We start from the raw sequence: 12,726 nt of genomic DNA, 5'->3' as shown, positions 1-12,726 counted from the left end.
TGGTGAAAAACCCGAACCGATGGACCAAGACATAGTGGTTTGGTCGGTCACGGAATGACGTTATTTCACTGGCTTGTGTTATGATCTCGTTCGTCGTCACACTCAGATCATGTAGCCGCCGGCGACCTCGATTGTCTGCGCATTGATCCATGCGCCGTCGTCGGACGCGAGCATGGCGATGACGCGGCCGACATCCTCGGCTTCGCCGATACGGCCGAGAGCCGTCTGTGAGGCGAGCAACGCGGCGAACTCCGGGTTCTTGTCCAGCGCAGCGTCGGCAAGATTGGTGCGGATAGGACCGGGCGAAATGGCATTGGCGCGGATCCCGCGATCGCCGAACTCCTTCGCCTGATAGCGGGTCAACGTCTCAAGTCCGGACTTGAGGGCTGCATAAGGCGCAACACCTGCTGTTGCGACGCGAACGGAAGCGCTCGTTACATTGAGGATGACGCCGCCCTCGACCATCAGCGGCAGCAAGGCCTGCGTCAGGAAGAACGGCCCTTTCAGGTGGACATTCATCAGAGCGTCGAACTGGTCCGTCGTCACCGTCTCCATGAGATTGAACATGCCGAAACCGGCATTGTTGACGAGGCAGTCAAACGTATTCCGGCCCCAATAGGTGGAAAGCAGCCTTTTAACCTCCGCCACGAAGTCCGGAAAGCTGCCGGCATCACCGACATCGAGGGCAAGCGCAACGGCTTGACCGCCTTCTGCCTTGATCGCGGCGATGACTTCATCCGCACCTGGTTTGTGGCTGTTATAGGTGAGGATGACACCCATGCCGCGCCTTGCGCATTCCTGCGCTGCCGATTGACCAATGCCACGGCTGCCGCCGGTAATGATTGCGATTTTCATTTCTGTCTCCTTTGCTTCGGTGGCCGGAAGCTATGGGAAACAGCCGGCCTGCACTCCGCCGGAAACTGCCTCGTTCTTGCCTATTCCTGCTTTTGCCTTGCGCCGTGTCACTTGCTGGGTCAGGATTTCGCCATGCAAACAATGCTCGAAGAGATGCGCCGCTTGACGGCCCACGCTGAAAACCCCCCGACGGAAACCGGCATCCCCGGCATACTGATGGTCAAGGGGGAGATCCCCGAACATAAGCTCGGCGCCGTTTATGAGCCGATGGTCAACCTCATTCTCGATGGCAGCAAGACGCTGACGATCGCCGGGCAGGACTATTATTACGATCCAGCGAGCTACTTCGTGATATCGATCGATGTGCCGGCGACGGGCATGGTGCAGCAGGCAGGTCCCGACCGGCCCTATATCGGCGTCAGCCTATCGCTCGATCCGGCAAAGGTCGCAGCGCTTCTCCTGGATCTTCCGCCGCAATCCTATCAGGAGGGACAAAGCGGCGGCTATTCCGTCTGTCGCATGACGCCGGAACTTCTGGGTGCCTGGCTGAGGATGCTGCAACTCATGGGGCGCCCGCAGGATATCCCTGCCCTTGCCCCGGCCTACGAACGCGAAATCCTCTATCGCGTGCTGCAGGGACCGCAGGGCTGGATGCTGCGCGATATCGCAGCACCCGATAGCGCCCTGTCGCGGATACGGCTCGCCATCCGCTGGGTTCGCGAGCACTATGCCGAAGCGGTCGAGGTCGAAAAACTCGCTGCCCTCACTTCCATGAGCGTCTCGGCCTTTCATCGCCATTTCAAGGCTGTGACGGCGATGAGCCCGATCCAGTTCCAGAAGCGTATCCGCCTGCTGCAGGCCCGCCAGCTTCTGATTTCCCAATCCGGAAACGCCTCCTCGGTCGCCTACTCGGTGGGCTACGAGAGCGCCTCGCAATTCACCAGGGAATATGCACGCTTCTTCGGCCAGCCGCCGGCGCGCGACGCCTCGCTGATAAGGGAAAATATCAGGCCTGCCGCCTGATGCTTTTTGGGTTTAGTGCCCGCTCTTGGCCGGCGGCGCCTCTTCGGGAGCGGCTTTTGCTGGGGCGGCTGCATCCTTGGGCGCTGCGCCGTGTCCGCCGGCTGCTGCCTTGCCCTCACTCTTTGTGGAAGCAACCGCGACCGGGTCGACGCAATCCTCGGGATCCTTGAAAGCGGCGCTGATCATGGCGATCTCGTCGAACGGCATCTCTATCCGTTCGCCGAAGAACAGCCCGTTTTCGCTGGCCTTGCCGTCGTAGTAGCGCGCTGTATAGGACTTGTCGTCGAGGCCGGGAACCGTCTTGTCGGGATGCGGGATATAGACGACATCAGCGCCGATCGCCCGGCCGCGAATATCGGCGCGCATCGTCGGTCCGTTTTCGTCAAGCACCACCACCTGCACCAGATCGGGCTTCTGCGCGGCATAAACCGCCTGAGCGACACGAAGCGCGGTCTTGACGCGCGTCATCCCGTCGGTCGGTTCAGTCTTGATGTATTTGCGCACCCAGACGTGATCCTGCTTGCGGATCGTCACCAGGTTGACGTCACTGCATTCGAGCCCGTAGCCACCACCAGTTGCACCGATCAGCCTGTCCTTGCCGACATAGACCGCCGCACCGCCGGACACGCCCATGAGAAGAGCGACTCCGCCAATGATGATTGCCAATTTCCGGGAAGGCCGGAATATGCGCAGTAAGGCCTTCACGCCAACTGCTCCGCCATCTGAAACTCCAACGCAGGACAAGTGCTGAGAACGCTAAGGAAATGACGTTTCCGAAAGTTTAAGTGGGCATGCGAAGCCCGCTCCATTTTAGGAAAATACCAAAAAAGGTCCGCTTTTTTCAGGCCGCTTGTCAGGCCGTATTCCGCCATGCTCTAAACGCCCATGGCCTTCACGCTTCGCCAGGTTCAATTTTTCGTCGCCGTCGCCGAACAGGGTTCGGTGACGCGAGCCGCACAGAACCTTTCGATCTCGCAATCCTCGGTGACGGAAGCGCTGAAGGAGCTTGAAAGCGATCTCGGCGTCGAGCTTTTCGAGCGCCATTCGCGCGGCCTGACAATCACCCATAACGGACACCAGTTCCTGCGCCATGCGACGAAGATCCTCGCCTCCGTCTCCGATGCGCGCACCAGCTTCTCCGGCCAGCAAAGCACCCTTTCCGGCACGCTGAACATCGGCGTCACTTCGCTTGTCGCCGGCTACGTGCTCTCCGATCTCCTGGCGCGATACCGCCGCGCCTGCCCTGGCATCGAGGTCAGCGCCATCGAGGACAATGGCGGTTACCTCGAACATCTCCTGGTCGGCGGCGAACTTGATGTCGCCGTCATGGTGATCTCCAACCTGCGCGACCGTATGGCGCTGCAGGCGGAAATCCTCGAAACCTCGCCATATCGACTATGGCTGCCGATGGGCCATCCGCTGGTGTCGGCCGACATCATCTCGGTCGCCGATATCGCCCGTGAACCGCTGATCATGCTGACGGTCGACGAAATCGAGGAGAACACCGGCAAGCTGCTCTCGGCACTCGGCGCCCGCCCGCACGTCGCCTTCCGCACCCGGTCGGTGGAGGCGGTGCGCAGCCTGGTTGCAACCGGCGCCGGCGTGGCCCTGCTTCCCGATCTCGTCTACCGACCATGGTCGCTGGAGGGCGACCGCATCGAGAGCCGCGACGTCTCCGGTTCGCTGCCGGTCGTCCAGGTCGGCATGGTCTGGCGCAAGGGCTCCAGCCTGCCGCAGGCGGCGCGCGACTTCGTCGGTATCGCCGAGAGCTTAAGATCCGGGCGTATCCGCTGATATCGGAATTTCCGATACCGCCTTTCTGATAAATGAATTTGCGAAAGCGGCTTTTTCGCGTCACCTTTTCAACCGGGAACAAACCGCCACAGAAAGTGGCAAACCGGGAGACGGATGATGACGAATCTGTTGAAATCCTGCACGGCAGCGCTCGCCTGCCTGAGCTTCGCGACCCAGGGAATCGCCGCCGAACCGCTGAAGGCCCTGGGCAAGGGCGAAGGTGCGGTCAGCATCGTCGCCTGGGCCGGCTATATCGAGCGCGGCGAAACCGACAAGAACTACGACTGGGTCACCGATTTCGAAAAGGAGAGCGGCTGCAAGGTTTCCGTCAAGACCGCCGCCACCTCGGATGAAATGGTGTCGCTGATGAACGAGGGCGGCTTCGACTTGGTCACGGCATCGGGCGACGCCTCGCTCCGCCTCATCGCCGGCAAGCGTGTCCAGCCGATCAACACCGATCTGATCCCGAGCTTCAAGACCGTCGACGAGCGCCTGCAGAACGGACCGTGGTATACGGTCGGCGGCGTGCATTACGGCGTGCCCTATCTATGGGGGCCGAACGTGCTGATGTACAATACCGATGCCTTCAAGGACAAGGCGCCGACCAGCTGGAACGTCGTCTTCGAGGAGCAGACACTGCCTGACGGCAAGTCGAACAAGGGCCGCGTCCAGGCCTATGACGGCGCGATCTACATCGCCGATGCCGCCATGTATCTGATGGCCCACAAGCCGGATCTCGGCATCAAGGATCCCTACGAACTGAACGAGGACCAGTACAAGGCCGCCCTCGACCTGTTGCGCGGCCAGCGCAAGCTCGTCTCCCGCTACTGGCACGATGCGATGATCCAGATCGACGACTTCAAGAACGAAGGCGTCGTCGCCTCCGGCTCCTGGCCTTTCCAGGTGAACCTGCTGCAGGCCGACAAGCAGAAGATCGCCTCCACCTTCCCGGATGAAGGCGTCACCGGCTGGGCCGACACCACCATGCTGCATGCCGACAGCGAACATCCGAACTGCGCCTATATGTGGATGGAACATTCGCTGAAGGCCAAGGTCCAGGGTGACGCCGCCGCCTGGTTCGGCGCCGTGCCCTCCGTTCCCGCCGCCTGCAAGGGCAATGAACTGATGGGCGATAGCGGCTGCGCTACCAACGGCTTCGATCACTTCGACAAGATCAAGTTCTGGAAGACCCCGGTCGCCAAATGCGCAACGCAGAGCGAATGCGTGCCCTATCATCGCTGGGTGTCGGATTATATCGGCGTGATCGGCGGGCGGTAATTTACGTCCTCACTGAGATGACTGTTGTAGCGTGAGACCCCTCCCCAAAGGGGAGGGGCTCCGAGTGGCGCCGCCGAATCCTGCCGAAACGCCAAGGTATTTGCGAAGGGGTACGGCAGGCTAAGCCCCTCCCCCTTGTGGGGAGGGGTTTGGGGCGGGGTCATAAACCAAAACCGCAGCCTCTCTAAAGCAAAGAAGCCGGAGCCCCCAATGACGTCAGCCGTCCGTTTCCAACAGGTATCGCGCCATTTCGGCCAGGTTCGCGCCGTCGACGGCGTCGATCTCGAGATCGCGCCGGGCGAGTTCTTCGCGATGCTTGGCCCCTCCGGCTCAGGCAAGACGACGTGCCTGCGATTGATAGCCGGCTTCGAACAGCCGACATCGGGCCATATCCAGATCTTCGGCGAGACGGCCGAGGGCGTTCCGCCCTATCGCCGCAACGTCAACACCGTATTCCAGGACTACGCGCTCTTCCCGCATCTGAACATCCTCGACAATGTCGCCTACGGGCTGATGGTCAAGGGCGTCGGCAAGGCGGAGCGGATCAAGGCCGCGGGCGACGCCCTCGAACTCGTCAAGCTCCCGGGTTACGGCACCCGCCGCCCCGGCCAGTTGTCCGGTGGCCAGCGCCAGCGTGTGGCGCTCGCCCGCGCGCTGGTCAACAAGCCGAAGGTGCTGCTGCTCGACGAACCGCTCGGCGCTCTCGACCTGAAACTCCGCGAACAGATGCAGGAGGAATTGAAGAGCCTGCAACGCGCGCTCGGCATCACCTTCGTCTTCGTCACCCACGATCAGGGCGAGGCCCTGTCCATGGCCGACCGCGTCGCCGTCTTCAACGACGGCAACATCGTCCAGGAGGGCACGCCGCAGGATATCTACCGCCGCCCGAAGAACCGCTTCGTCGCTGATTTCGTCGGCTCGTCGAACGTCATCGCACCTGATCTGATGGCCTCGCTCGGCGGCGAAAGACGCTGGGCAAGCCTCCGCCCCGAAGCGATCCGGCTGGCAGGCGACGGCGTCGAGGCCCAGGTCGACAATGCGAGCTTCCTCGGCGCAGCCACGCGCCTCACCGTTGGCCTCCAGGGGGCGCGGCTGCATGTGATGCTGCCGGCGGGCGCAGATGTGCCTGTCGTCGGCGCCGGCATACGCCTTGGCTGGCAGCCCGGCGATATCCACTACATGGATGACGCGGCATGACGGCGATCTTCATCACCACCAATGAGGCGACATCGATTCTTCCGGGGCGCGGCGGCCTCTTCGGCCGGCTGTCCGATGCCTTCTGGCGGCACCCGAAACTGCTGCTCGTCCTGATGCTGACGCCGCCGCTGCTCTGGCTCGGCATCATTTATATCGGTTCGCTGCTCGCCCTGCTTCTGCAGAGTTTCTTTTCGATCGACGATTTCTCAGGCCTGGTGAATTACGAATTCACCCTTTCGACCTATGCGCAGCTTCTAAACCCGACGAATTTCGACATCATCATCCGCACTTTCATCATGGCAGCGCTGGTGACCATCGCTTCCGCCTTGATCGCCTTCCCGATCGCCTACTACACAGCGCGTTATGCGCAAGGCAAATGGAAGGCGCTTTTCTATCTCGGCATCATGCTGCCGCTCTGGTCGAGCTATCTCGTCAAGATCTACGCCTGGAAGCTGATCCTCGCCAAGGAAGGCATCCTCACCTGGATCTTCGAGAAGCTGCATCTCTCCTGGCTGCTGGACGGCATCCTGAACCTGCCCGTCATCGGCGGCAATTCGCTTTCGGTGAGCTACCTCGGCACCTTCATCGTCTTCGTCTATATCTGGCTTCCCTACATGATACTGCCGACGCAGGCGGCCCTCGAGCGTGTGCCCGGCAACCTGATCGAGGCCTCGTCCGATCTCGGCGCCACGCCGCGCCAGACCTTCCGCACCGTGCTCCTGCCCTTGGCGCTCCCGGGTATCGTCGCCGGCTCGATCTTCACCTTCTCGCTGACATTGGGCGATTACATCATCCCGCAGATCATCGGCTCGTCCAGGCTCTTCATCGGCCAGGCGGTCTATACCCAGCAGGGAACGGCCGGCAACGTGCCGCTGGCGGCCGCCTTCTCCGTCGTACCGATCGTCATCATGGCGCTCTATCTCTGGCTCGCCAAGAAACAGGGGGCCTTCGATGCGCTCTGACCTCAAGACATCGCCGCTTCCCCTCAAGATCGCAGCCGCCGGCGGATTGCTTTTCCTGCACCTGCCGATCCTGCTGATCTTCGTCTATGCCTTCACGACGGAGGAAAAGAGCTATCAATGGCCGCCGCCCGGGCTGACGCTGCAATGGTTCGCGGTCGCCTGGAACCGGCCGGACGTCTGGTCGGCGCTCAGCCTTTCCGTGCAGGTCGCCGTCATCGCCACGGCGATCGCGCTGGTCCTCGGCACGCTCTGTGCGGCGGCCGTCAGCCAGACGAAGTTCTTTGGCCGGGAGGCGATCTCGCTGCTGGTCATCCTGCCGATCGCGCTTCCCGGCATCATCACCGGCATTGCGCTCCGCTCCGCCTTCAGCCTGTTCGACATCCCGTTTTCGGTTTGGACCATCGTGCTCGGCCACGCCACCTTCTGCGTCGTGGTCGTCTACAACAATGCGGTCGCCCGCTTCCGCCGCACGTCAGGTTCGCTGATCGAGGCCTCGATGGATCTCGGCGCCGACGGCTTCCAGACCTTCCGCCATGTCATCCTGCCCAATATCGGCACCGCCCTGCTCGCCGGCGGCATGCTCGCCTTCGCGCTTTCTTTCGACGAGGTCATCGTCACGACCTTCACCGGCGGTCAGCAATCGACCTTGCCGATCTGGATGCTCGAAGAACTCATCCGCCCGCGCCAGCGTCCCGTTACCAACGTGGTCGCCATGGTCGTCGTGCTCGTCACATTCCTGCCGATCCTGGCAGCCTATTACCTCACCCGCGACGGCGACCAGATCGCTGGCGGCGGCAAATAAAAGGGAGAACATCATGGATATCCAAATGCTGATCGGTTCCCGCTTCGAAAAAGGCACAGAAACGGAAGAGCACGTCCTGAACCCGAAGACGGGCGAGACGGTGCTGGACCTTGCCGAAGCGTCGCTTTCCCAGGTCGACGCTGCCGTCGACGCCGCCGAAAAGGCCTTCAAGACCTGGTCGCAGACGACGCCCGGCGAGCGCTCCGGCTACCTGCTGAAGATCGCCGACGCGATCGAGAAGGATGCCGCCGGCTTTGCCGCACTGGAGGCTTTGAACTGTGGTAAGCCGATCAATGCCGTGCTGAATGACGAGATCCCGGCGATCGTCGATTGTTACCGCTTCTTCGCCGGCGCCGTGCGCAACCTGCACGCACCGGCGGCCGGCGAATATCTGCCCGGCCACACCTCGATGATCCGCCGCGATCCGATCGGCATCGTCGGCTCGATCGCGCCGTGGAACTATCCGCTGATGATGATGGCCTGGAAGCTGGCGCCGGCCATTGCCGGCGGCAATACAGTCGTCTTCAAGCCTTCGGAGCAGACCCCGCTGACGGCGTTGAAGATGGCGAAGCTGCTCTCCGAAATCCTTCCCGAAGGCGTCGTCAACGTCATCCTCGGCCGTGGTGAAAGTGTCGGCAACGCCCTGATCAATCACGCCAAGATCGGCATGGTCTCCATTACCGGCGATGTCGCAACCGGCAAGAAGGTGCTGCAGGCCGCGGCCAAGACGGTCAAGCGCACCCACCTGGAACTCGGCGGCAAGGCCCCGGTCATCATCTTCGACGATGCCGATATTGATGCGGTCGTCGCCGGCATCCGCACCTTCGGCTATTACAATGCCGGTCAGGACTGCACCGCCGCCTGCCGCATCTATGCCGATGCCAAGGTTTACGACAATTTCGTCGCCGACCTCTCCTCGGCCGTCTCGAGCATCCGCTTCAACCAGGCCGACGATACCGAAAACGAGATCGGCCCGCTGATCTCCAAACGCCAGCGCGACCGCGTCGAAAGTTTCGTCGCTCGTGCTTCCGAGCACAAGCACATGGAAATCACCGCCGGTGGCAAGGTCTTCGGCGACAAGGGCTTCTTCTTCACGCCGACGGTCATTGCAGGCGCCCTGCAGGACGACGAGATCGTCCGGCGCGAGGTCTTCGGCCCGGTCGTCTCGGTCACCCGCTTCTCCGATGCCGATGATGCTGTTGCCTGGGCAAACGATAGCGACTACGGCCTGGCCTCTTCCGTCTGGACCAAGGATATCGGCCGCGGCATGAAGACAGCCGCCCGCCTGCAATATGGCTGCACCTGGATCAACACCCATTTCATGCTGACCAACGAGATGCCGCATGGCGGCCTCAAACAGTCGGGCTACGGCAAGGACATGTCGGTCTACGCACTGGAGGACTACACCGCCGTACGCCACGTGATGATCAATCACGGCTGACCGGCAGGAAAGGCAAGGGTACGAAATTCGACGCAATGCCCATCGGTAGCACCGGGAGGGTGCTCCCCAGAGATCGCCATTCCATTCAAGCGATCTGGAACATTTTCCCGGTTGCCGCGTCTTTCCCAAGCAAACGCAAAGGATGATGTCATGCTGAAATGGGCTCTGATATTTTTTGTCATTTCGATCATCGCCGGCTTCTTCGGTTTCTCCGGCGTCTCCGCAGCGACCGCGACAATCGCACGCGTTCTCTTCGGCATCGCGCTGGTGATCTTCCTGATCTTCCTTGTTCTTGCGCTGATGGCCGGCCAGGCGATCCTGTGAGCGGTCGCGGGGGCCGCTGCGCCTTGCGCTTGCGGCCCCCGCCGTCTGTTGTCACCACAGCCCCTTTAAGCCCTGCGGCCTATTTCAACTCGGCAAGCAGAGCATCGGCACCTTTGCGGATGCCCACCATGGAGGCATCCATCGCCGTGAAGCTTGCGCCGATATTCATCGCGTTGGGATATTGCTTGGTGACATAGGAAGACAGGAGGCGATTGCTCGCAGCGTCATAGATCTCCACGGCATAATTCACCGAGCCGGTCATCGAGCCTTCCCGGCCGCGAACGGCCTGGACGGTGTTATACAATCCGCCTGCGACGTCGATGCGCGTGACCGTTCCGAGGACCGCGGTCGTTGCCTTGGCGCCCGTCAGCGTCAGATGCAATCTGAGAGTCGCTGGAGCAGGCGTGCTGACGACAGCAAAGCGCGTCTTCAATTTTTCCGTGAATTGAACCTGCATGTAATTGGCAAGGAATGCTTTGTCTTTTTCTAAGACCTTGCCGAACTGGTTGTCGGGACCGTTATAGACGGCAACGGGATCGACGATGATCCTGTTGTACTGGCTCCAGTTGACTTTCGTCTGATAGCGATACGGTACGCGGCCGGTCTTATCCTCACTGTTCGGCTGGAGCTGCGATGCCGAAGCCAGCCCGGAATAAACCGTGGGGTCAGGGGTCGTGCATGCGGCAACGCTCGAACAGGCGAGCATCAGTGCGGCGCCGACTTTCAAATTTTTTATCAATGACTTGGCTCCAGCTTTGGAAATACCGAATGGCATCTGCTGGCAGCGGTTTTATGGAATTCGAATGTTGCTGTGTTTGCTATGATATGCGGAAATGTTCGTGAGCCGTGTTCGCTCCGGGCAGCGCGACGCGTGATGACGCGACGGCCGGGCAATAAGTCATTGTGATGAAGGGATCGGCGGCGCGCCTTCGGGCTGGATCGCCTGAGGGGCGGGAAGATCGATCACGACGACCAGGCCGGTTGGCGTCCTGTCCAGCAACGTCAACTGTCCATTATGCGCTTTGGTGACAATTCCTTTGGCGATCGGAAGGCCGAGCCCAAGCCCGGAGCCGCCCTGGGCACCGATCTGGCGGGATTTATCCACTTTGAAGAACGGCTCCAGAACTTTTGCCTTGGCCTCATCGGTCAAACCAGGACCATTGTCGCCCACCGATATTTTGATCCCGCCATCGTCGCTCTCTTGCAGATCGATTTCGACTTGCTTTGCATAACGAGACGCATTGTCGACCAGATTCGTGATTGCCCGAGTCAGCGCCTGAGGTTTGCAGACAAACGCCAGCCGCCGCGAACCGGTGAAGCCTACATCGACGCCCATGTCGGAGAAGTCTGTCGCAATCGTCTGCAGCAGGCTTGAGATATCGACCTTTCGATCAGTCTCCGCAGTGGACGCGTCTTTGAAATAGGCCAGGCACTCGTCGATCATGAAACTCAAGGTGGCGATATCGGCCAGCATCAGGCCGCGAAGCTCGGGCTCGCCGGAACGCTCGGCACGCATCCGCAATCTCGTCAGAGGCGTCCTGAGATCATGCCCCACGCCACTCAGCATTCTTGTTCGATCCTCCGCCATGCTCTGGATTCGATCGCTCATGACGTTCAGCGATTCCGCCAGACTTCGAATCTCGGCTGCGCCGTCCGGTTCGAAAGGCTTTTCCCAACTGCCCTCGATGCTTGCTCGCTTTGCGGCGGCGGCAAAGCGCCTCAGAGGCTCGGTGATAAGCCAGCTGCTGAAATATGCAAGCAGCACCAATGGGATGACGACTTTCAAAAACCCGCTCACGGCGGCCGGAACAAACCAGACATAGCTGGGAAAAACCGGCAGTTGAAAGACGAGGGCGAGCTTGTCGTCAATTCCGACAGTCAGGACATCTGGGTGCGATTGACCGATGACGAAGCGATGAAATGCCGCAAAAATATTGTCGGCAAGCATTGTGTTGATACGCGCCACCAATTCGCTGGGAGATACCATCTGCTGTTTGCCGGCAAGTGGCTGCTCCAGGGACAATTTTTCGACCCCAACGCCGAGTGCCGCTGCTCTCTTGAGAACGGTGACTTCGTCCTGCGCTGAACTTGCCTGGGCAAATTGCTCCGCGACCATCGCCGCTCTGGCAGCAAACAGGCCGTTTTGAAACCCACGATCATGACGGCCGTAGATATAGGGCTCCATGGCGGTTGCCGCGACGGAAACGAGCACGACAAGGAAGGTCGCCAATATGAGGATCTGGCTTTGGATCGAAGCGCGCCGAAAATTTCTCAAGGGAGACGCTCTACCTTGGATGCGAAGAGATAACCGCCCAGCCGCACCGTCTTTATGAACGTCGGATCTTTCAGATTTGGTTCGATCTTTTGCCTGACCCGGCTGATATGGGCGTCGATGCTGCGCTCGACCGGCCCCGCTAACCCGGCATGTGTCATCGACAACAGCTGTTCGCGCGTCAAGACCTTGTTGGGATTGCAGCAGAAGGCCAGGAGGATATCGAACTCCGCGGTTGTCATGGAAACCTGCGCTCCATCCGCGTCGTGGAGTTGGCGGCTTTTTGGATCGATGCGCCACCCCGAGAACATCATCGGTCCAAGTGCTTCCTCCTGATGATGAGCATATGACGCTCTGCGGAGAATACTCTTGATCCGGGCCAGTAGCTCGCGGGAGTTGAATGGTTTCGTGACATAGTCATCGGCTCCGAGCTCCAGGCCGAGAATGCGGTCGATATCCTCCTGCAGCGCCGTCAGCATCAGGATTGGCACCGAGCACGCTGCACGAAGCCGCCTGCAGATGCTGAAACCATCCTCGCCCGGCAACATCGCATCGAGAACGATGAGATCGAATTGCTGCCGCACCATCATTCGATCCATAGCCGCACCGCTCTCCACCGACGAGGCCTCGAAGCCGCTGCTTCGGACAAGGTCCACCAGCATATCCGCGATGGCGGGATCGTCTTCGACGATGAGGATATGAGCATGATTGGGAACTGCCATTTCTTATGCCATCGTCATTCGTTCTCTTGCCGGGAGATGCCCCTCGGCGCGAAATT

13 protein-coding genes are annotated in these 12,726 nt (G+C 60.6%); 8 read left to right on the top strand and 5 right to left on the bottom strand.

Annotation, left to right across the window (positions count from 1 at the left end):
- Positions 1-102 precede the first annotated feature (102 nt).
- Positions 103-855, bottom strand: coding sequence for an SDR family NAD(P)-dependent oxidoreductase (locus GR198_RS21600; RefSeq protein WP_164069557.1), 753 nt, complete (start codon positions 853-855; stop codon positions 103-105).
- 132 nt (positions 856-987) lie between these two features.
- On the opposite strand from GR198_RS21600, the gene GR198_RS21595 reads away from it, so the two are divergent.
- Entirely contained in the window at positions 988-1,878 is an 891-nt protein-coding gene (locus GR198_RS21595) for an AraC family transcriptional regulator (protein WP_164069556.1), read from the top strand.
- Positions 1,879-1,890: 12 nt separating this feature from the next.
- Here GR198_RS21595 and GR198_RS21590 read toward each other — a convergent pair whose 3' ends face one another.
- Positions 1,891-2,583: a hypothetical protein gene (locus tag GR198_RS21590; protein ID WP_164069555.1), complete on the bottom strand. Its 693-nt coding sequence runs from the start codon at positions 2,581-2,583 to the stop codon at positions 1,891-1,893.
- Between the two features lie 180 nt (positions 2,584-2,763).
- Between GR198_RS21590 and GR198_RS21585 the strand changes: the two genes are divergently transcribed.
- The 7 genes from GR198_RS21585 to GR198_RS21555 all read left to right on the top strand — a co-directional run bounded on the left by GR198_RS21585 (position 2,764) and on the right by GR198_RS21555 (position 9,676).
- Positions 2,764-3,672 carry a LysR family transcriptional regulator gene (locus GR198_RS21585; protein ID WP_164069554.1) on the top strand — a complete coding sequence of 303 codons (909 nt, stop codon included), beginning with the start codon at positions 2,764-2,766 and terminating at the stop codon, positions 3,670-3,672.
- A 117-nt stretch (positions 3,673-3,789) separates the two neighbouring features.
- Positions 3,790-4,950 carry an ABC transporter substrate-binding protein gene (locus GR198_RS21580; RefSeq protein WP_164038721.1) on the top strand — a complete coding sequence of 387 codons (1,161 nt, stop codon included), beginning with the start codon at positions 3,790-3,792 and terminating at the stop codon, positions 4,948-4,950.
- A gap of 210 nt (positions 4,951-5,160) precedes the next feature.
- Positions 5,161-6,147 (top strand): ABC transporter ATP-binding protein, encoded by a 987-nt coding sequence (locus tag GR198_RS21575; protein WP_164047440.1) that lies wholly within the window; start codon positions 5,161-5,163, stop codon positions 6,145-6,147.
- Complete coding sequence (locus tag GR198_RS21570; protein ID WP_029871815.1) at positions 6,144-7,109, top strand: ABC transporter permease; 966 nt, start codon at positions 6,144-6,146, stop codon at positions 7,107-7,109. Before GR198_RS21575 ends, GR198_RS21570 begins: the two co-directional genes overlap by 4 nt.
- The gene (locus GR198_RS21565) at positions 7,099-7,911 is read left to right on the top strand and encodes an ABC transporter permease (protein WP_011653590.1); all 813 of its coding nucleotides are present in this window, start codon (positions 7,099-7,101) and stop codon (positions 7,909-7,911) included. The genes GR198_RS21570 and GR198_RS21565 overlap by 11 nt, the downstream gene beginning before the upstream one ends.
- A gap of 13 nt (positions 7,912-7,924) precedes the next feature.
- Positions 7,925-9,352, top strand: coding sequence for a gamma-aminobutyraldehyde dehydrogenase (locus GR198_RS21560; protein ID WP_029871814.1), 1,428 nt, complete (start codon positions 7,925-7,927; stop codon positions 9,350-9,352).
- A gap of 150 nt (positions 9,353-9,502) precedes the next feature.
- Complete coding sequence (locus tag GR198_RS21555) at positions 9,503-9,676, top strand: DUF1328 domain-containing protein (RefSeq protein ID WP_003552965.1); 174 nt, start codon at positions 9,503-9,505, stop codon at positions 9,674-9,676.
- 79 nt (positions 9,677-9,755) lie between these two features.
- On the opposite strand, the gene GR198_RS21550 is transcribed toward GR198_RS21555, so the two are convergent.
- From GR198_RS21550 to GR198_RS21540, 3 genes are all read right to left on the bottom strand, one after another.
- Positions 9,756-10,415: a DUF3313 domain-containing protein gene (locus tag GR198_RS21550; RefSeq protein ID WP_003543067.1), complete on the bottom strand. Its 660-nt coding sequence runs from the start codon at positions 10,413-10,415 to the stop codon at positions 9,756-9,758.
- Between the two features lie 159 nt (positions 10,416-10,574).
- Positions 10,575-11,951 (bottom strand): sensor histidine kinase, encoded by a 1,377-nt coding sequence (locus tag GR198_RS21545; RefSeq protein WP_029871812.1) that lies wholly within the window; start codon positions 11,949-11,951, stop codon positions 10,575-10,577.
- Positions 11,948-12,670: a response regulator gene (locus GR198_RS21540; protein WP_029871811.1), complete on the bottom strand. Its 723-nt coding sequence runs from the start codon at positions 12,668-12,670 to the stop codon at positions 11,948-11,950. Before GR198_RS21540 ends, GR198_RS21545 begins: the two co-directional genes overlap by 4 nt.
- Positions 12,671-12,726 lie beyond the last annotated feature (56 nt).

Origin of the sequence: Rhizobium leguminosarum (genome assembly GCF_010668065.1) — a bacterium.
Classification (GTDB): Bacteria; Pseudomonadota; Alphaproteobacteria; order Rhizobiales; family Rhizobiaceae; genus Rhizobium; species Rhizobium leguminosarum_S.
The sequence above is the reverse complement of the archived record's forward strand: the minus strand, read 5'-3'. Positions and strand labels throughout refer to the sequence as shown.